The sequence below is a fragment of the Gordonia malaquae NBRC 108250 genome (assembly GCF_000344135.1).
Taxonomy (GTDB): domain Bacteria; phylum Actinomycetota; class Actinomycetes; order Mycobacteriales; family Mycobacteriaceae; genus Gordonia; species Gordonia malaquae.
The window spans coordinates 54294-74254 of the sequence record NZ_BAOP01000004.1 but is presented as its reverse complement, the minus strand read 5'-3'; the positions used below and the strand labels follow the sequence as shown (position 1 = coordinate 74254).

Sequence of the window (19961 nt, the reverse complement as noted above, 5' to 3'; positions counted from 1 at the left end):
ATAACCCTTTGGTTTAGCTTTAGGGTTTGAATTCAGGACTAGGAAAGGCATCATGACGCCACCCCACAACTACCTGGCTGTCATCAAGGTCGTCGGCATCGGCGGCGGTGGTGTCAATGCCGTCAACCGGATGATCGAGCAGGGTCTCAAGGGTGTTGAGTTCATCGCCATCAACACCGACGCTCAGGCGCTCCTGATCTCCGACGCCGACGTCAAGCTCGACATCGGCCGCGACTCGACCCGTGGCCTCGGCGCAGGCGCGAACCCCGAAGTGGGTCGTGCGGCCGCCGAAGACGCGCGTGACGAGATCGAAGAGCTGCTCAAGGGTGCGGACATGGTCTTCGTGACCGCAGGTGAGGGAGGCGGCACCGGCACCGGTGGCGCACCCGTCGTCGCGTCGATCTCTCGCAAGCTCGGCGCGTTGACCGTCGGCGTGGTCACGCGCCCGTTCTCGTTCGAGGGCAAGCGCCGCGGTGGGCAGGCAGATGCCGGCATCACTGCTCTGCGGGAGTCGTGCGACACGCTGATCGTCATTCCGAACGATCGTCTCCTGCAGCTCGGCGACTCCAACCTGTCGCTGATGGACGCGTTCCGCAGCGCCGACGAGGTGCTCCTCAACGGTGTCCAGGGCATCACCGACCTGATCACCACGCCCGGCCTGATCAATGTCGACTTCGCTGACGTGAAGGGCGTCATGAGCGATGCCGGCAGTGCGCTCATGGGAATCGGCGCCGCGCGGGGCGACGGTCGTGCGAGCAAGGCGGCTCAGGCCGCGATCAACTCGCCACTGCTCGAGGCGTCGATGGAGGGCGCGCGTGGTGTTCTGATCTCGATCGCAGGCGGCAGCGACCTCGGCCTGTTCGAGATCAACGATGCCGCGTCGCAGGTCCAGGAGGCCGCGCACGAAGAGGCGAACATCATCTTCGGCACCGTGATCGACGACAACCTCGGCGACGAGGTGCGCGTGACCGTGATCGCGGCCGGTTTCGACGGTGGAACGCCGCGCAAGAAGGTCGATGCGCCTGCGGTGTCGAACCGGAGCCAGGTGGCCGCCGCGAGTTCCGGCGAGGTCGCGACCCCGGCGGCGAAGGATCCGCTGTTCGGCAGCGAGCGGGAGAAGCCGGGCAACCCGTTCGGCGACCCGGCTCCGCGCCGAAACTCGCTGCGCTTCGACGACGATGACGTCGACGTTCCCGACTTCATGAAGTGACCGTGGCATACACGGTCCGTCGTGCCGTGACCACGCGGGCCGGTGGGGTCTCGCAGTCGCCGTACGACTCGTTCAACCTGGGCGACCACGTGGGCGACGATCCCGCCGCAGTCGCGGAGAATCGGGCGCGCCTGGCCCGCGATCTGGGTGTGGGTCCGGATCGGGTGGTCTGGATGGAGCAGGTCCACAGTCGTACCGTGACCGTCGTCGACGGACCTGTCGCCGAGCCGGTTCCGGTGACCGACGCGCTCGTCACGTCGCGAACCGATCTGGCACTCGCTGTGCTCACCGCCGACTGCGTGCCGATCCTGCTCAGCGATGACGAGGCCGGCGTGATCGCCGCCGTCCACGCCGGGCGCGTCGGCGCTCGGATCGGCATCGTGCCCGTCGTGCTCGAGGCGATGATGGATCTCGGGGCCAGGGCCGATCGAATCGGCGCGTTCCTCGGGCCCGCCGCCAGTGGTGATCGCTACGAGGTGCCCAGTGCGATGCAGGCCGACGTGGAGAAGCACCTCCCCGGCAGCGCGTGCCGCACCAGCAAGGGAACCGCGGGACTCGATCTGCGTGCAGGTATTCGTCGCCAACTGCTCGATGCCGGTGTCGGAGGCGTGGCCGTCGATCCGCGCTGCACGATCGACGACCTGTCACTGTTCAGTCACCGACGCGGAGCACCGACCGGACGCATCGCATCGGTCGTCTGGATGGACTCCTCCGCCGCACAGGGGCGCGAGTGACGGATTCCCGACGTGACGCGCTGTCGGCGGCACTGAGCGCGGCGCAGACGCGGGTGGCAGACGCTACCCGTGCTGCGGGACGCGCCGACGGTGACGTCACGCTCCTTGTCGTCACCAAGTTCTTCCCGGCGTCGGACGTTGTGCATCTGCTCGACCTGGGTGTGCGCGAGGTGGGGGAGTCGCGTGAACCGGAGGCCGGCCGCAAACTGGCCGAGGTGTCCGCTGCGCGTCCTGACGTCTCGTTCGACGCCGACATGATCGGCACGGTGCAGCGTAAGAAGGCACGGTCGGTCGCGCGATGGGCGCGTCGAGTGCATTCGGTCGACTCGCTGGACTTGATCGACGCCTTCGGCGGTGCCGCGGCTCGGTGCCGCGATGAGGGTGAACGCACCTCGCCTCTCGGTGTGCTGCTGCAGTTGAGCCTCGACGGTGACCCCTCACGTGGTGGCCTCGTCGAGGCGGATCTCGCAGACGCCGCGGATCGCGTCGCCTCCCATGATGCGCTGAGCTTGGAGGGCCTCATGGTGATCGCGCCGCTCGACATCGAGGCCGGAGCCGCAATGCAGCAGGCAGCGGCGGTGCGGGAGCGCTTCATCGTCTCGCATCCGGAGGCTCGAGAGTTCTCGGCCGGCATGTCAGGTGATCTCGAAGAGGCGATTGCAGCCGGATCGACGTGTGTGCGTGTCGGAACTGCGATCATGGGTCCACGACCGATACTCTCTCTCTAGTCACATTGGTCCCAACAGAACCACCTGGACCAACTGGCAACAACTTCCACACGGATCACGCGCATCTCGAGAAAGGCTTCCGATGACGACGATGCAGAAGTTCAAGGCATATTTCGGCATGGTGCCTCCGAACGAGTACGACGACGACTACTTCGACGGTCCGTCCGACGGCGAGCCCAGCGCTCGTGAGCGGACGTACATGGAGAAGTACCGTTCGAACTCGCTGCGCGAGGAGCCCTTCTACGAGGACGACGACTACCGCGCGTCGGAGTTCCGAGGCGAGTACCGCGACGCGGGCTACCGTGAACCCGAGTACGCCGATGCAGGACTGCGTGAACCCGTCATGCACGACGGCGGTCGCTTCGAGGGCTCGCGCGGCTACGCCCCGCGCTCGGAGCGTCCGTATGTCGCGGCACGCCGCGCGGAGGCCCCGCGCCGCCTCGCCGATGAGGCGCCGGTCCGGTCGCGCCTCGAACCCCTCGAGCGGCCGTCGGGTCTGCAGGTGCGCGGAGCGAATGCCATTGCGCCGGAGCCCCGCATGGACGTCGATGCCGTCGCCGACACCGCGGCCAAGATCACGACGCTGCGTCCCGCCGACTACTCGGAGGCCCGAACCATCGGTGAGCGCTACCGTGACGGCAATCCGGTCATCATCGACCTCGCCGACATGAGCAACGACGATGCCAAGCGACTGGTGGACTTCGCTGCTGGGCTCGCCTTCGCGGTGCGCGGCTCGCTCGAGAAGGTCGCCACCAAGGTGTTCCTGCTCTCGCCTGCGGGCATCGACGTGAGTCCCGAACAGCGTCGACGGATCGCCGAGACGGGATTCTCCAACCAGTCCTGAGCGACCTCTCGCCCTGACGCCCACGCCGCGTCGAACCGCCTCCTCCGGCGGGTCGACGCGGCGTTGTCGTCTGACATCAGGCACGATTGACAGGTGACATCGTTTCTGTGGATCCTCTATTTCGCGCTGTTCGTCTACACGTTGCTCCTGCTCGGCAGGCTCGTGGTGGAGATGGTGCAGTCGTTCGCGCGTCGTTGGCGACCCAAGGGGCCGTCGGTGGTGATCATCGAGGTCGTGTTCATGCTGACCGATCCGCCCGTCAAGCTTCTGCGCCGGCTGATTCCGCCGCTCAATCTCGGCGCTGTGCGTCTGGACCTGTCCCTCATGATCATCCTGATTCTGGTCGCGATCGGCATGCAGGTGACTCAGCATTTCGCGGTCGCATCGGGACTCTAGATCGACCGAGTCGGAGCTGTCGAACAATTGTTCCCGTTCTCTGTTGAATAGGAAATACTGATTCACCGGGCGTGGCGGTAACCGGGGGCAGTGGAATGCAGATCACACGAACGTGATGCCGCCCCGAGTGCCGGGGCGGCCGGGTCGAGCATCCTCGAAGGTCTCTGACGTGGGCTTTGGAGCGGTCAGGCCCCCTGCGTCGCACTGATCGGTGCAGTGGCGCGTGGCGGATGACAAAACGATCGAGATTGTATTTCGAACGGGTAGAGCCTGTGGATGAAACTTGGTCCTGGAGTGACGAGATGACACGCTAGTGACGTAGTGGTACTGGTATTAATGGAATTGCGATGGAAACTCCGTCGCATCGAACGTGTTCGCTCACGCGGACTGCATGTACTCGACGCAGGACATACGGACTCGAAGCCGACCGGATTCGAGTGAGATGTAAAAGGGGAACCGAAATGCGGCTGACACCGGCTGATGTGCACAACGTGGCGTTCAGCAAACCGCCGATCGGTAAGCGTGGCTACAACGAGGACGAGGTCGACCAGTTCCTCGACTTCGCCGAGGCGGAGCTTGCACGGTTGATCGACGAGAACAACGACCTCAAGCAGCGCGTCTCCGAACTCGAGACCGAACTGGCGGAGGCCCGTGCCAAGGGTGGCGCCGACCGTACCCAGGCGTTCTCGGCTCCGGCGCCCGCGCCGGTCCCCGAGCCCGCTCCTGTCGCTGCCGCTCCCGTCGTCAACGACGAGGAGGCGCACGGTCGCGCCGCACGCGTTCTCGCCCTCGCTCAGGACACTGCTGACCGAGTGACCGGTTCTGCTCGTGCCGAGGCGGACAGTCTGTTGACCGACGCGCGCCAGCGCAGCGAGTTCATGGTGAACGAAGCGCAGGGCAACGCCGACGCGACGCTCGCCGACGCCCGTCAGCGCAGTGAGGCGCTTCTCGCCGATGCGCAGACCCGTGCCGAGGCTCAGGTCCGCCAGGCGCAAGAGCGTGCAGACTTCCTCCAGCGCGACGCCGAGCAAAAGCACACCGAGATCATGTCGACCATCAACCAGCAGCGTGGCGTGCTGGAGGGTCGCATCGAGCAGCTCAAGACCTTCGAGCGCGAGTACCGGACCCGCCTGAAGACCTACCTCGAGTCGCAGCTGGAAGAGCTGCAGCAGCGAGGCAGTGCCGCACCGGCCGACTCGACCCAGGCGCCGCAGGGTTTTGACGGCGGCTACCCGCAGAACTAGCGTGACCGCACCTTCGAACGCTGAACCGACGAGAGGACCTCGCTCGTGCTGACAATCGCCGTAGCGCTGACTCTCGTCGGTTTCGGCCTTCTCGTGTTCGCTCTCGTGAGCTCGAACTTCGCGCTCGCCATCGCATGCATCGTCGTGTGCGTGGTCGGCCTGGCCGTGCTCCTCATCGACACCATCCGGGCGGGCAAGCGCGGAGGGACGGGCGTCGACGACGAACCGTTGTTCACCATCCGCGGACGCGAGTCGTCCTCACGCGCGGAGCCGCTCGCGGACGACGACGTTGAGGAGCCCGTCGCAGACCGCACGCCGTCGTGGGACGCCGACCCCGAGCCGGAGGCCTCCGGACTGGGTTCGATCGTCTCCCCGGAGGCGCACGGAAGTCCGGTTCCGTTGGAGAAGCCGATCGACTCGGGTCGCCTGCCGACTTTCGACACCGGCCAGCAACCACGTTTCGACACCGGCCAGCAGCCTCGGTTCGACACCGGCGAGCAGCCGCGTTTCGACACCGGCCAGCAGCCTGTCGAAGCCGAGACCGGCGATGCGAACGATTACATTCGATCGGTCACGGGGCAGTTCCCGGCCGCATCCCAGACGGGCCGTATTCCGGCTGTCCAGTCGTATCAGCCGAACCCTCAACCGCTCGAGACGTCGGACCCGATCACCGGCGGTCAGCCGCAGATCAACACCGACTCCGGGTACGTCGGGCGTCGTCGCCGCGTGGAGGGCGAATCGGACTCTGTCGTCGTCAACACACCTGATCCGTCGCTGCCCGCGATGAAGCTCGTGTACGGCGACGAGCCGGGCGACGCCGACTCGACCGGCGAACCGCGCAACGGGTAGACTCCGTCACGATCAAGCGATGATCCGGCCATCACCGGGGAGCATCCGGAAGAACAGGCGCGTGCGCCCCAGTAGAACCGGACGGGTAGGCCCGTCACAGCCGTAGATTCGAGAGGCGTCGCATTACGGTGCGGCGCAAGCGGGGTGGTACCGCGCGCATCGCATAGGTGAGCGTCCCCGTGCCGAGACACGCTGACATGTCAGCACTGGCACGAGGAGACACTGGTGAGCGACAACGCCCCCGACACTGACACCACGAGCACCGCACCGGTGTACCCGATCGTCGACCTGACGGGCGGCACCGGTCGCGGTGCTCCGTCGTTTCCGGACGTCGAGCAGCGGGTGCTGGACTTCTGGGCGTCGGACGACACCTTCAAGGCGTCGATCGCCAACCGCGACGACGCTCCCGAGTTCGTCTTCTACGACGGTCCGCCCTTCGCCAACGGTCTGCCGCACTACGGTCACCTGCTGACCGGCTACGTCAAGGACGTGGTCCCGCGTTACCAGACCATGCGAGGCAAGAAGGTCGACCGGCGCTTCGGCTGGGACACGCACGGCCTGCCGGCCGAACTCGAAGCCGAGCGTCAGTTGGGGATCACCGACAAGTCGGAGATCGAGACCATGGGCGTCGAGAAGTTCAACGACTACTGCCGCGACTCGGTTCTGCGGTACACCGGCGAATGGCGTGACTACGTGACCCGCCAGGCCCGCTGGGTGGACTTCGACAACGACTACAAGACGCTCGATCTCGACTTCATGGAGTCGGTCATGTGGGCGTTCAAGCGGCTGCACGACAAGGGGCTGGTGTACCAGGGCTATCGTGTGCTGCCGTACTCGTGGTACGAGCAGACCCCGCTGTCGAATCAGGAGGCGAAGCTCGACGACGCCTACCGGATGCGCCAGGATCCGGCCGTGACCGTCACCATGCCGCTCACCGCTCCGGGTTCGCCGCTCGACGGTGTCAACGCCCTGATCTGGACGACGACACCCTGGACCCTGCCGTCGAACCTCGCGATCGCCGTTCATCCGGACGTCGAGTACTCCCATGTCCGCACAGCGGAGGGCGTCGACTATCTGCTGGCCACGGCCCTGGTCGGGGCGTACGCCAAGGAACTCGGCGAGGTGGAGACGATCGGCACGCACGTCGGACGCGAACTCGCGGATCTGACCTACACGCCGCCGTTCGACTTCTTCGCAGGACACCCGAACTCCCACCGCGTTCTGCTCGCGGACTATGTGACCACCGACAGCGGCACCGGCATCGTCCACCTCGCTCCCGCATTCGGTGAGGAGGACATGGACTGCGCGACCGCCAACGGCATCGAGGTGGTGCAGCCTCTCGATCCGGGTGGCAAGTTCACCTCGCAGGTCCCGCCGTACGAGGGTCTGATGGTGTTCGACGCGAACCCCGTCATCATCAAGGACCTCAAAGAAACCGGCCGGATCCTCCGGCACGAGACGATCGAGCACTCGTACCCGCACTCGTGGCGGTCGGGCAAGCCGCTGATCTACATGGCCGTCCCGTCGTGGTTCGTGGCCGTCCAGCCGATCAAGGCGCGGATGTTGGAGCTGAACCAGGAGATCACCTGGTCGCCGTCGCACATCCGCGACGGCCAGTTCGGCAAATGGCTCGAGGGCGCCAAGGACTGGAACATCAGTCGCAACCGATTCTGGGGCGCACCGATCCCGGTGTGGGTGTCCGACGACCCGGAGTTCCCCCGTGTCGACGTGTACGGCAGCCTGGACGAGCTCGAGGCCGACTTCGGCGTTCGACCGACGAACATGCATCGGCCGTACATCGACGAACTGACTCGACCGAACCCCGACGACCCGTCGGGACGGTCGACGATGCGCCGTGTCCCCGAGGTCCTCGACTGCTGGTTCGAGTCGGGCTCGATGCCGTTCGCGCAGGCGCACTATCCCTTCGAGAACACCGACTGGTTCGACGGTTCGGTCGAGAAGGGGATCCTTCCGCACAACCCGGGTGACTTCATCGTCGAGTACAACGGTCAGACGCGCGGATGGTTCTACAACCTGCACGTTCTCGCGACCGCACTGTTCGACCGTCCGGCGTTCAAGACCGTCGCCGCTCACGGCATCGTGCTGGGCGACGACGGTCAGAAGATGAGCAAGTCCAAGCGCAACTACCCGGACGTCAACGAAGTGTTCGACCGCGACGGTTCCGACGCGATGCGCTGGTTCCTGATGGCGTCGCCGATCCTGCGCGGCGGCAATCTGGTCGTCACCGAGCGCGGCATCCGCGAGGGCGTCCGCCAGGCGCTGCTCCCGATGTGGAACGCCTACAGCTTCCTGCAGTTGTACGCGGATCGTCAGGCCACGTGGCGCACGGACTCGGAGAACGTCCTCGACCGCTACATCCTCGCCAAGCTTGCGGCGACGCGGGACGAGATGACCGAAGCCCTGGACGTCTACGACATCGCGGGCGCCTGCGAGAGCTTCCGCGAGTTCTGCGGGTCGCTCACCAACTGGTACGTCCGACGTTCGCGGGCACGTTTCTGGGCGGGCCAGGACTCCGATGCCGACGCGTTCGACACGCTGTACACGGTGCTTGAGGTGGCGGGCCGCCTGGCTGCGCCGCTCCTGCCGTTGGCGACCGAGGCCATGTGGCGCGGTCTCACCGGGGAGCGCTCGGTGCACCTGACGGATTGGCCCGCCGAAGGCGAACTGCCCGCCGACGCCGATCTCGTCGCGGCGATGGACGAGATCCAGTCGGTCTGCTCGGTCGCCTCGAGCGTCCGCAAGGCGAACAAGCTGCGCGTGCGTCTGCCGCTGCCCGGTCTGACTGTCGCGTCCCCGACCGCTGAATTGATGGCGCCGTACGCGGACCTGATCGCGGACGAGATGAACGTGAAGAAGGTCGACCTGTCGACCGACGTCGACTCGTTCGGCAAGGTCGAGGTGGCGGTCAACGCTCGCGCGGCCGGACCCCGCATCGGCAAGGAGGTCCAACGGGCCATCAAGGCGGTCAAGTCGGGGAACTGGGAGTTCGCGACCAGCGCGGAGACCGGTGAGCAGATCGTCGTCGCCGACGGCATCGAACTGCGGGGAGAGGAGTTCTCCCGCAAGCTCGTCGCGGCATCGCCGGACTCGACGGCAGAGTTGCCGAGCGGCGCCGGACTCGTGGTGCTCGACACCGCCGTCACCCCGGAGCTCGAAGCGGAGGGCTGGGCCAAGGACCGCGTTCGTGAACTGCAGGATGCCCGACGGAACCTCGGTCTGGAGATCTCGGACCGCATCGTCGTCCGGCTCGTGGTGCCGGAGGATCGGGTGGACACCGCCAGAACTCACGCTGCGATGATCGCAGGCGAAGTCCTCGCGACGTCGTTCGACGTCGAGATCGGCGCCGCTGCGGCGATCGAGCTCAACGACGGCGTCTCCGTCGACGTCGCGAAGGCCTGACCGCATTCTGAGATCCGTCTGATCATCGGCCTCCGACGGCACTATGCCGTCGGAGGCCGATGAATCGACGAGTTTCAGCAGCGATCGCCCGATCCTGGTGCTCGAATCCACGTCGGTACGCTGGCACGGTGACTTATCTGCGATATGCGGCGCTCGGAGACTCCTTCACCGAAGGTGTCGGAGATGTTGATCCGGCCCTTCCGAACGGTGTCCGGGGATGGGCGGACCGAGTCGCGACCGCGCTTCACACTGCGCAGTCGGACACGCGGTACGTGAATCTGGCGATCCGTGGTCGCAAGCTCGTGCCGATCGTCGAGGAACAGGTCGACGCGGCGATCGCGCTCGGTCCGGACCTCGTCACGATCCACGCTGGAGGCAATGACCTGCTGCGCCCATCGGTAGACATCACCGCCCTCGCTGCTGTGTATGACGACGCGATAGGTCGCCTCACGGCGACGGGTGCGACAGTTGTGCTGTTCACGCCTCACGATCCGGGTGCGGCCGCGGGATTCCGGGCCTTGCGCGGGCGGTTCGCGATTCTGGCGGAAGCGATGCGGGAGATCGCCGACCGTCATGACGCAGTGCTCGTCGACTACTGGCGACTCCGCGACTACGACGACGTCCGCCTCTGGAGCTTCGACCGATTGCACATGTCGGCCGCCGGGCACCAGCGAATGGCGATGGCGGTCCTCGACGCGCTCGGTGTGGACCACGACCTCCAGACGCTCGAACTGGCACCGCTGCCAGAGCTGAGTACCGCCGAGCAGGCGCGCCAGGCCCTGACCTGGGTCACCGGTTTCGCCGGACCATGGCTGGGCCGCCGCCTTCGTGGTGTGTCGAGTGGGGACACCCTCGCGCCGAAGTATCCGGACTGGTCCGTCCCACCGCAGTAGTACACGACCGATTCCTGCTCCCGAGCGAGCCTGCGTCCAATGGTGCCGCTCGCTTGAGGAGCGGGGAGGATTCGGCTCAGTCGGAGGAGGACTAAACTCTTCAGACATGCTCACCGACGACCTGGAACGATTGCAGCGTTGGGAAGACGCGGGCGCGCAGTGGTCGGTCGCGGCGCTACGGGCCGACTCGGTGACGATCTCACTGCTGCGGTGCGACGGTGGGGAAGAGGTCGACCGCTTCACGTCGACCGATCCGCGCGTCCTGGCACTCTGCCGCGAACGGTGACCGCAGAACGCAGCTCGCGGTGGGTGTTCCACATCGACATGGACGCGTTTTTCGCCTCGGTGGAACAACTGACCCGGCCGACGCTCGCTGGGCGTCCAGTCCTCGTCGGCGGAAGCGGTGGACGCGGTGTCGTCGCAGGCGCCAGTTACGAAGCCCGAGCGTTCGGCGCGCGTTCCGCCATGCCGATGCATCAAGCGCGGCGTCTCGTCGGACAGTCCGCCGTGGTTCTGCCGCCGCGTATCGACGTGTACCGCGTCGTCAGCGCGCGAGTGTTCGGCATCGTCCGAGAGTTCGCGCCCGTCATCGAGACGTTGTCGTTCGACGAGGCGTTCGGGGAGCCGACGGAGCTGCAGGGGGCCACCGTCGACGACGCTGCGGACTTCGCCCGCAGCATGCGGGCTGCGATACGTGACACAACGGGACTGGCGGCCTCCGTCGGATTCGGGACCGGCAAACAGATCGCGAAGATCGCGTCCGGATTGGCGAAACCCGACGGCCTTCGAGTGATCGAACCGAGTCGTCAACTCGAGTTCCTGCAGGAACTCCCGGTCCGGAAACTGTGGGGGATCGGGCCGGTGTCCGGCGACCGTCTCGCGCGCCTGGGCGTGGAGACGATCGGAGACCTAGCCGCGATGTCGGACGCCGAAGTCGCCTCCGTGCTCGGCGGCACCGTCGGCCCCGCCCTGCATCAACTCGCCAAAGGGATCGATCATCGACCAGTCGCCGAACGCGCCAGCGCGAAGCAGATCAGTGCAGAATCGACCTTCGCCACCGACATCATCGACCTCGTCGGTCTGCGCGCTGCGGTACTGGCTGCCGCAGCCGATGCGCATCGCAGGCTGATCGACGACGGTCGAGGTGCGCGAACGGTTGTGGTGAAGCTTCGGCGGAGCGACATGTCCGTGCTGACCCGCTCGTCCACCTTGCACGCCGCGACGACCGACCTCGACGTCCTCACGAACGCCGCGTTGAAGGTGATGCTCGATCCGTCGGAGATCGGTCCCATCCGTCTCGTCGGCGTCGGGTACGCGGGGCTCACCGACGTCCGACAGGACTCGCTCTTCCCCGAACTCGACGCTGACCCGACTGCCGGCACAGACCCGGTGGACGTGCCGCGCGGGGTGCAGATCCCCCGAGGGCCGGATCGAGACGACGACCTGCCGACCGGCACCGATGTCCGACATCCCGACCATGGGCACGGCTGGGTGCAGGGCGGTGGACACGGGTTCGTGACAGTGCGCTTCGAGACACGTGAGACCGGCCCGGGGCGCACCCGGAACTTCCGGCTGGCAGCGTCCGGCCTGACCAGGGCTGATCCGCTCGACAGCCTCGGGTGGGATCAGGACGGCGACGACGCGGCGAAGAACTCGGACACCCGCTGACGGTCCGCTCCGACCGACAGCAGCGCGAGCAGCGCCATCCGGGCTTGCGGCGCCCGGAGCCATGGGGAGAAGATCGCGCCGGCCCGGTTGAGATCGACCCCGCCGCCCCCTCCGCCGTAGGTCGGTTCGACCGTGCCGAACGGGACACGGGTCGAGACGACGACGACAACGTCGCGCTGCACGGCGAGGCTCACCTGGGCGGTGATGTCGGGGTGTGTGTTGCCCGACCCGGTCGCCGACAGGACGATGCCGGACGCGCGCTGTTCAACCGCCGCGGCGATGGTCCCCGGTGAGACTCCCGGGTACAGCGCGATGAGATCCACACGCGCGCGGAGCCGGTCCGGGAGGGCTTCGGCGACCAAGGGGCGCGGGAGGTCGGCATTCACCGTGTCGAAGGCCCGAATGTCGGTGGTCGAGCGTTTGAACACTCCACGGGCGTTCAGGATCGTCCCGCCTAGTGCGACCAGCACACCGCGCCCGCGATACTGCGGATCGGCGGCGGCGGTGACGGCCGTCGTGATGTTCGCCGGGCCGTCGGACTCCGGGTGATCGGCCGGATACTGCGCGCCGGTGAACACGACCGTTCGTGGATCAGCTGCGAAGAGGTCGGCCAGGTAGGCGGTCTCCTCGAGTGTGTCGGTCCCGTGTGTGACGACGACTCCGGTCACTTCCGGGTCGTCGAGGGCGTCGGCGATCGCGCGGACCACGGCGAACTGCTCACGGACGGTCATCGCGGACGAGTCGACAGCCATCAACTCGACGGGGATCACAGTGATGTCGTCGGAGACCGTCGGGACGAGGTCCGCTGCGGTCAGTACGGGCACCGCTCCGTCGTCCGTCGTGCGGGACGCGGCCGTCCCGCCGGTGGTGATCATCACAACCCGGCATGCGTTCATGGGCCGATTGTTGCACTTTCTGGCGGGGCGTGTGCGCTGGTCATCGGTAGCGGACGGGACGGAAGTGGCGGATGTGTCGCGAATGATCGGATGCGTGCCGCCGCCGCCTTTTGGCATAGTGGATGTGTGCTCGGGCTCGACAGTCGGCCAGGGCGGAACATGACGTGAGGATTGAACTCTTGAAGATTCGCAATTTCGTGGCCGTTGCCGTGGTGGCCGCTGCTGTCGCCACCACCGCCGCGTGCGGCTCCGACGACTCCGGCGTGCCGCCCGTGCCCACCTCGACCAGTTCGTCGGCCGCCGCCTCGACCAGCACCGAGGCGACCGGCACCGAAGCGGAAATGACCAACGCGAGCAAGGTGCCGAGCGTCGCCGCGCTCAACGACATGCTGACGACCGCCCTTGATCCGAAGATCAAGGCATCGGAGAAGGTCGACCTCATCGAAGGCTCCGAGAAGGATCCGTCGATCTTCGACAAGCTGGTCAAGGCGAAGAAGGACAACCCGAAGGTCACCTACCGGATCAAGGCTCCGGTCACCAAGAACGGTCCGAAGAAGGCCAAGGTGAAGGTCCTCGTCAAGATTCCAGGCAACCCGGCGAACCCGATCGACGCATCGATCGTCTTCGACAACGGCCGCTGGAAGCTGTCGAAGGACACCGTGTGCTCGCTGCTCGCGATGAGCGACACCAAGTCGCCGCTGTGCGCGAGCGACACGCCGTCGTCGAAGAAGAAGGCGAAGTCGACCAACTGAGTCCGGCCTGCTGACACGAATGCCCCCGCCGTTCGGCGGGGGCATTTGTGCGTTTCAGCGGGTCTCGACGTGAGAGTCAGGGGGCCGCCGGACTCCACGAGACGGTGTACTCGTTCTGCTGGAGCAGCGGAGGGGCTCCAGCGTCTCCGGAGAGCTGACGCGCACCCTTGGTGACGATCTTCCCCCCAGTCGGCAGCATCTTCGTCAGGTCGACGGTCACCTCGCCGGACCCCGACATCGCGTAGCGGTCGATGGTCAGCGTCTGGGCCGACCCCGGGATGCGGAACACCGAGTCCACCGGCGTCTCGTCGACGGTCACCGCCAAGGTCAGCACAGATCCGACGCGCGCCTTGAGCGTTACCGTTGTGGTGCGGCGAATGGTGGCGGCCGAGGCGATCGTGCGAACCGACTCCCACCGCGCGCCGACGCCGACGGGCTCCGTCGGCAGTGGGATCGACTGATCGAACGCCCCGGTGAACGACTGCTCGACTGCACTCCTCGCAGGCGACGACGAGTCGTCGTTGGGGAGCAGCCTCAGCATCTGCGGATTGAGGCCGGGCGCGAAGGTGACCCCTCCGGCCGAACCGGATATCGCGCCCAGTTCCGGAGTCAGAGCATCGTCGAGGGTGGTCGGCGTGCCGATCGTGAACTCGAGGTTCGACGGATCGTCGCACGCCACTCGAGCCGTGATCGGCGTCGTGAGGTTCTGCTGCGTTCGCTGCACCTGCTGCTTGTTCTGCGCATCCGGCGCGATGCTGGCTTCCAACGAGTCCGTCGTCAACGTCACCTTCTGCGCGCGAGCGGTGTCCGGTGCGGGCGTCAGCGGCTGCGGAGTGCCGGACCCCGGGTCGACGACAGTCACGGTGGCTGCGGAGACCGGGATCGGTCGCACCCCGGCGCGGTCCACGCTCGACGATTCCGCACATGGACCGGAGTCGGATGTCCCGCCGGAGTCGTCGGACGAACAGCCGGTCAGCGCGATCGTGGCGCTCAATGGAAGCACCGCGAGCGCGACGACGGTGCGGCGTCGCGGGGTCGACGAACGGGGAGGGTCGGTGGCGTCTCGATGCGGAACAGTCACGCCCACGAGAGTAGTGGTCGGCCGATGAGGGACAATCGATGCATGAAGCAAACCGTGCCCGGGCGCAGCGTCGCCCGGACCGTCACTCTGCTCGCCGCCATCGCGGTGACCGTCTACCTGCTGGATCTGCTGACGAAGGTCCTCGTCGTCGCGTTTCTGACGCCCTACGAGCCGATGGAGGTCATCGGCGACTTCGTCACGTTCACGCTGATCCGCAACAGCGGTGCGGCGTTCTCGATGGCGACCGGCTACACGTGGGTGCTCACGTTCGTCGCGCTCGCCGTGGTCCTCGGGATCATCCGGTACTCGTCGAAACTCGTCTCGACGGGCTGGGTGATCGGACTCGGCATGGTCCTGGGCGGTGCGCTCGGCAACCTGACCGACCGCATGTTCCGCTCGCCCGGGCCGTTGCGCGGCCACGTCGTCGACTTCATCAAGGTCGGCGACTGGTGGCCGACGTTCAACGTGGCCGACTCCGCCGTCGTGTGCGGCGCGATCCTCCTCGTAGTCCTGACACTGCTCGGCTACGACTACGACGGCACCCGAACGGGGTGGGCGGCTCGCAACGACCCCGACCCGGCGGAGACTGATCCGACTGAGGCCGACAGCACCGATGAGGAGACCGACAACCATGCGTGACTCACGAGCGATGCCCGTGCCCGACGGGTTGCACGGCATGCGGACGGATGCGGGAGTCGCGCGTCTGCTCGGACTGTCCCGGACCGTTGCGGCCGGTCTCGCCGACGCCGGTGACATCACCGTGGGCGGCGTCGCAGTCGACAAGGCGCACAAGCTGGTGGCCGGGGCCTGGCTCGACGTGACGCTCCCCGAACCGGAGCGTCCCCTGACGATCGAGCCGACACCGGTGGAAGACCTCGACGTGATCTACCACGACTCGGACATCGTCGTCGTCAACAAGCCGCCGGGCGTCGCCGCCCACCCGTCGCAGGGGTGGACCGGCCCGACGGTGATCGGGGCGCTGGCCGCGGCGGGGTTCCGCATCTCGACGTCAGGTGCGCAGGAGCGGCAGGGCATCGTCCACCGCCTCGACGTCGGAACGTCCGGGATCATGGTGGTGGCGGCGTCCGAACGCGCCTACACCCTGCTCAAGCGAGCGTTCAAGTACCGCACGGTGGAGAAGGTGTACCACGCGCTCGTGCAGGGCCACCTGGATCCGCCGGAAGGCACCATCGAGGCGCCGATCGGCCGCCACCCGGGTTCGGACTGGCGGTTCGCCGTCACCGCGAACGGCAAGCCGTCGACGACGCACTACGAGACGCTCGAGATGTTCGCGGCCGCGTCGCTGCTCGACGTGCATCTGGAGACCGGCCGCACCCACCAGATCCGCGTGCACTTCTCGGCCCTGCACCATCCGTGCGCGGGTGACCCGACATACGGTGCGGACCCGAAGCTGGCCGAACGCCTCGGCCTGGAGCGGCAGTGGCTGCATGCTCGATCGTTGGCGTTCGCGCATCCCGCGGACGGTCGTCGTGTGCAGTTCACGACCGACTACCCCGATGATCTGCAACACGCTCTGGACGTCTTGCGAGACGTCTGACAGCCGGGCAGCGCGCCTCATCCGTCACACCCGCGTGTGCGGGACCGGTGGTGTCGTACCGGGCGCATACAGTGGTGTCATTCGAAGCCGAATCTGATCAGGGGAGCCGCACGTGTCGGGGTCGTTCGTCCATCTGCACAACCACACCGAGTACTCGATGTTGGATGGTGCAGCCAAGGTGTCACCGCTCTTCGCGGAGGCCAAACGCTTGGGGATGACCGCGATCGGCATGACCGACCACGGCAACATGTTCGGGGCGTCCGAGTTCTACAACGCCGCTCGCAAGCACGACATCAAGCCGATCATCGGCATCGAGGCGTACATCGCGCCGGACAATCGCTTCAACACCAAGCGCGTCCTGTGGGGCACACGGGACCAGAAGAGCGACGACGTCTCCGGTTCGGGCGCCTACACGCACATGACGATGGTCGCCGAGAACGAGGACGGCCTCCGGAACCTGTTCAAGCTGTCGTCATTGGCTTCTCTGGAAGGGCAGCTCGGCAAGTGGTCGCGCATGGACGCCGAGATCATCGCTGCACACGCCAAGGGCATCATCGCGACGACCGGATGCCCGTCCGGTGAGGTCCAGACCCGCCTGCGTCTCGGCCACGAGCAGGAGGCGCTCGAGGCCGCGGCGAAATGGCAGGACATCTTCGGCAAGGAGAACTTCTACCTCGAGCTGATGGAACACGGCCTCGAGATCGAGTCTCGCGTGCGCTCGGGCCTGCTCGACATCGGCCGCAAGCTCGGCATCAAGCCGATCGTGACGAACGACTGCCACTACGTGACTCGCGAGCAGGCGACCTCGCACGAAGCGCTTCTCTGCGTGCAGACGGGAAAGACGCTGTCGGACCCGACCCGATTCAAGTTCGACGGCGACGGGTACTACCTGAAGTCGGCGGACGAGATGCGCGAGCTGTGGGACCACCAGGTGCCCGGCGGCTGCGACAACACCGTCGAGATCGGTGAGCGCGTCACGTCCTACCAAGGGGTGTTCACGCACCGTGACCGGATGCCGATCTTCCCCGTGCCGGAGGGATACACGCAGGAGTCGTGGCTGTCGCACGAGGTGATGGCAGGCCTCGATCGCCGGTTCACCGGACAGACGGTGCCGACGAACTACACCGAACGTGCCGAGTACGAGCTCCGCGTGATCAACCAGATGGGTTTCCCCGCCTACTTCCTGGTGGTCGGCGACCTCATCAAACACGCGCTCGAAGTCGGGATCCGCGTCGGCCCCGGCCGAGGCAGCGCGGCAGGGTCACTCGTCGCATGGGCCTTGGGAATCACGAACATCGATCCGATCCCGCACGGGCTGCTCTTCGAGCGCTTCCTGAACCCTGAACGCGTGTCGATGCCCGATATCGACATCGACTTCGACGATCGCCGCCGCGGCGAGATGATCGTCTACGCGTCGCAGAAGTGGGGCAACGACAAGGTCGCTCAGGTCATCACCTTCGGAACGATCAAGACGAAGGCCGCGATCAAGGACTCGGCGCGCGTTCAGTTCGGGCAGCCGGGCTTCGCGATCGCCGACCGCATCACGAAGGCGCTGCCGCCGCCCATCATGGCCAAGGACATCTCGGTTGCCGGCATCACCGATCCGAATCATGAGCGCTTCGGTGAAGCGGCCGAGGTCCGGACCCTCATCGACACCGATCCCGACGTCAAGCGCATCTACGACACCGCGCTCGGCCTCGAGGGGCTGATCCGCAACGCCGGCGTCCACGCGTGTGCCGTCATCATGTCGAGCGAGCCGCTCACCGACGCGATTCCGGTGTGGAAGCGTGCGCAGGACGGCGCGATCATCACCGGGTGGGACTACCCGTCGTGTGAGGCCATCGGTCTACTGAAGATGGACTTCCTCGGTCTGCGCAACCTGACGGTCATCGGCGACGCCATCGAGAACATCAAGACGAACCGCGGAATTGACCTCGACCTCGACAAGCTTCCGCTGGAAGACCCGGCCACCTACGAACTGCTCGCGCGCGGCGACACGCTCGGCGTGTTCCAGCTCGACGGTGCGGCCATGCGCGAACTCCTCAAGCTGATGCAGCCGACGGGCTTCGAAGACATCGTCGCTGTTCTCGCGCTGTACCGACCGGGTCCGATGGGTGTGAACGCGCACACCGATTACGCCAAACGCAAGAACGGCCTGCAGGACATCAAGCCGATTCACCCCGAGCTGGAGGAACCGCTCAAGGAGATCCTCTCGGAGACGTTCGGTCTGATCGTCTACCAGGAACAGATCATGCAGATCGCGCAGAAGGTGGCCGGGTACTCGCTCGGCGAGGCCGACCTCCTGCGACGCGCGATGGGCAAGAAGAAGAAGGAGATCCTCGACGAGGCCTACGACGGCTTCGCGGAGGGGATGAAGAAGAACGGCTTCTCGCAGGCGGCGATCACCGCCCTGTGGGACACCGTCCTCCCGTTCGCGGGTTACGCATTCAACAAGTCGCACGCGGCGGGCTATGGTCTCGTCTCGTTCTGGACCGCGTACCTCAAGGCGAATTACCCGGCCGAATACATGGCCGGCCTGCTCACGTCCGTCGGCGACGACAAGGACAAGGCTGCGATCTACCTGGCGGACTGCCGGAAGATGGGCATCACCGTCCTTCCGCCGGATGTGAACGAGTCGCGCGCCGACTTCGCCGCCGTCGGGGAGGACATCCGCTTCGGTCTCGCCGCGATCCGCAACGTCGGGTCGGGTGTGGTGGCCTCGATCATCGCGACTCGCGAGAGCAAGGGCGCGTACACGAACTTCTCGGACTATCTCGGCAAGATCGATGTGGTGGCCTGTACCAAGAAGGTGACCGAATCGCTGGTCAAGGCGGGTGCGTTCGACTCCATGGAACATCCGCGCAAGGGGCTGTTCCTGGTGCATGCCGACGCCGTCGACTCGGTCCTCGGGACCAAGAAGGCCGAGGCGATGGGGCAGTTCGATCTCTTCGGAGGCTCCGACATCGAGGACGTCGGCGACGTGTTCGCCGTCAAGGTTCCAGACGAGGAGTGGGACAACAAGCACAAGCTCGCGCTCGAACGCGACATGCTCGGCCTGTACGTGTCCGGGCATCCCCTCGCCGGAGTCGAACACGCGATCTCCGCGCAGACCGACACGTCGATCACCTCGCTGCTGGAAGGCAACATCTCCGACGGTGCGCAGATCACGATCGGCGGCATCATCTCGTCTGTCACGCGTCGAGTGAACAAGAAGGGCGAACCGTGGGCTGCCGTCACGATCGAAGACATGGTCGGTGGCGCCGAGGTCTACTTTTTTCCGCGGGCCTTCACGGCGTACGGCATGGACTTGGTGCAGGACAACATCGTCCTCGTCCGGGCGCGTGTCAACAAGCGTGACGACTCGTTGATGATCAGTGCCAACGATCTCGCCGTTCCGGACCTCACCGCGGTCGGGACGTCGAAGCCGCTGATGCTGACGCTGGCCGCGAACAGGTGCACACCGGATCGGATCGGTGCGCTCAAACAGGTCCTGGTCCGGCATCCCGGCACGTCCGACGTTCACGTGACGCTGGTCAGCGACCGCAAGCAGACGCAGCTGCGGCTCACCGACGCACTTCGGGTGAATCCGACGTCGGCGTTGATGGGCGACCTGAAGGCCCTCCTCGGACCCAGCTGCCTCACCTGACGCTCCATCTGCCGGGTGTGCGACACATCATGTTTCGGGCAC

Annotated in this window: 17 protein-coding genes; 15 read left to right on the top strand and 2 right to left on the bottom strand. The window is 66.2% G+C overall.

What is annotated here, in order from left to right:
* The first annotated feature begins 52 nt into the window (after positions 1–52).
* From ftsZ to GM1_RS03650, 11 genes are all read left to right on the top strand, one after another.
* Positions 53–1210, top strand: coding sequence for a cell division protein FtsZ (gene ftsZ / locus GM1_RS03700; RefSeq protein ID WP_008376743.1), 1158 nt, complete (start codon positions 53–55; stop codon positions 1208–1210).
* A 2-nt stretch (positions 1211–1212) separates the two neighbouring features.
* Entirely contained in the window at positions 1213–1944 is a 732-nt protein-coding gene (gene pgeF / locus GM1_RS03695) for a peptidoglycan editing factor PgeF (RefSeq protein ID WP_008376741.1), read from the top strand.
* Positions 1941–2672: a YggS family pyridoxal phosphate-dependent enzyme gene (locus GM1_RS03690; protein WP_008376740.1), complete on the top strand. Its 732-nt coding sequence runs from the start codon at positions 1941–1943 to the stop codon at positions 2670–2672. Before pgeF ends, GM1_RS03690 begins: the two co-directional genes overlap by 4 nt.
* A gap of 82 nt (positions 2673–2754) precedes the next feature.
* Positions 2755–3516: a cell division protein SepF gene (locus GM1_RS03685; protein WP_008376738.1), complete on the top strand. Its 762-nt coding sequence runs from the start codon at positions 2755–2757 to the stop codon at positions 3514–3516.
* A 93-nt stretch (positions 3517–3609) separates the two neighbouring features.
* Positions 3610–3912, top strand: coding sequence for a YggT family protein (locus GM1_RS03680; protein WP_008376736.1), 303 nt, complete (start codon positions 3610–3612; stop codon positions 3910–3912).
* A 461-nt stretch (positions 3913–4373) separates the two neighbouring features.
* On the top strand, positions 4374–5156 hold the full coding sequence (gene wag31, locus GM1_RS03675) for a DivIVA-like cell division protein Wag31 (protein WP_008376735.1): 783 nt from the start codon (positions 4374–4376) through the stop codon (positions 5154–5156).
* Between the two features lie 45 nt (positions 5157–5201).
* Complete coding sequence (locus GM1_RS03670) at positions 5202–6005, top strand: hypothetical protein (RefSeq protein ID WP_008376734.1); 804 nt, start codon at positions 5202–5204, stop codon at positions 6003–6005.
* Positions 6006–6230: 225 nt separating this feature from the next.
* Positions 6231–9425 (top strand): isoleucine--tRNA ligase, encoded by a 3195-nt coding sequence (gene ileS, locus GM1_RS03665; protein WP_008376733.1) that lies wholly within the window; start codon positions 6231–6233, stop codon positions 9423–9425.
* A gap of 128 nt (positions 9426–9553) precedes the next feature.
* Entirely contained in the window at positions 9554–10318 is a 765-nt protein-coding gene (locus GM1_RS03660; protein ID WP_008376732.1) for an SGNH/GDSL hydrolase family protein, read from the top strand.
* A 106-nt stretch (positions 10319–10424) separates the two neighbouring features.
* Positions 10425–10604, top strand: coding sequence for a hypothetical protein (locus tag GM1_RS03655; protein WP_008376730.1), 180 nt, complete (start codon positions 10425–10427; stop codon positions 10602–10604).
* Positions 10605–10642: 38 nt separating this feature from the next.
* On the top strand, positions 10643–11986 hold the full coding sequence (locus GM1_RS03650) for a DNA polymerase IV (RefSeq protein ID WP_052005312.1): 1344 nt from the start codon (positions 10643–10645) through the stop codon (positions 11984–11986).
* On the opposite strand, the gene GM1_RS03645 is transcribed toward GM1_RS03650, so the two are convergent.
* Positions 11944–12882 (bottom strand): asparaginase, encoded by a 939-nt coding sequence (locus tag GM1_RS03645; protein WP_040519438.1) that lies wholly within the window; start codon positions 12880–12882, stop codon positions 11944–11946. The two genes, GM1_RS03650 and GM1_RS03645, sit on opposite strands and share 43 nt — an antisense overlap.
* Before the next feature lie 179 nt (positions 12883–13061).
* On the opposite strand from GM1_RS03645, the gene GM1_RS03640 reads away from it, so the two are divergent.
* Positions 13062–13634, top strand: coding sequence for a WKL family lipoprotein (locus tag GM1_RS03640; RefSeq protein ID WP_008376725.1), 573 nt, complete (start codon positions 13062–13064; stop codon positions 13632–13634).
* Between the two features lie 76 nt (positions 13635–13710).
* Here the strand turns inward: GM1_RS03640 and GM1_RS03635 are convergent, their stop codons facing one another.
* Positions 13711–14715, bottom strand: a complete 1005-nt coding sequence (locus GM1_RS03635) for a hypothetical protein (protein ID WP_157435786.1) — start codon at positions 14713–14715, stop codon at positions 13711–13713.
* Positions 14716–14757: 42 nt separating this feature from the next.
* Between GM1_RS03635 and lspA the strand changes: the two genes are divergently transcribed.
* The 3 genes from lspA to dnaE all read left to right on the top strand — a co-directional run bounded on the left by lspA (position 14758) and on the right by dnaE (position 19919).
* Positions 14758–15354, top strand: coding sequence for a signal peptidase II (gene lspA, locus GM1_RS03630; RefSeq protein ID WP_008376723.1), 597 nt, complete (start codon positions 14758–14760; stop codon positions 15352–15354).
* Entirely contained in the window at positions 15347–16273 is a 927-nt protein-coding gene (locus tag GM1_RS03625) for an RluA family pseudouridine synthase (RefSeq protein ID WP_008376720.1), read from the top strand. Before lspA ends, GM1_RS03625 begins: the two co-directional genes overlap by 8 nt.
* A gap of 112 nt (positions 16274–16385) precedes the next feature.
* Positions 16386–19919 (top strand): DNA polymerase III subunit alpha, encoded by a 3534-nt coding sequence (gene dnaE, locus GM1_RS03620; RefSeq protein ID WP_008376718.1) that lies wholly within the window; start codon positions 16386–16388, stop codon positions 19917–19919.
* Positions 19920–19961: the final 42 nt, after the last annotated feature.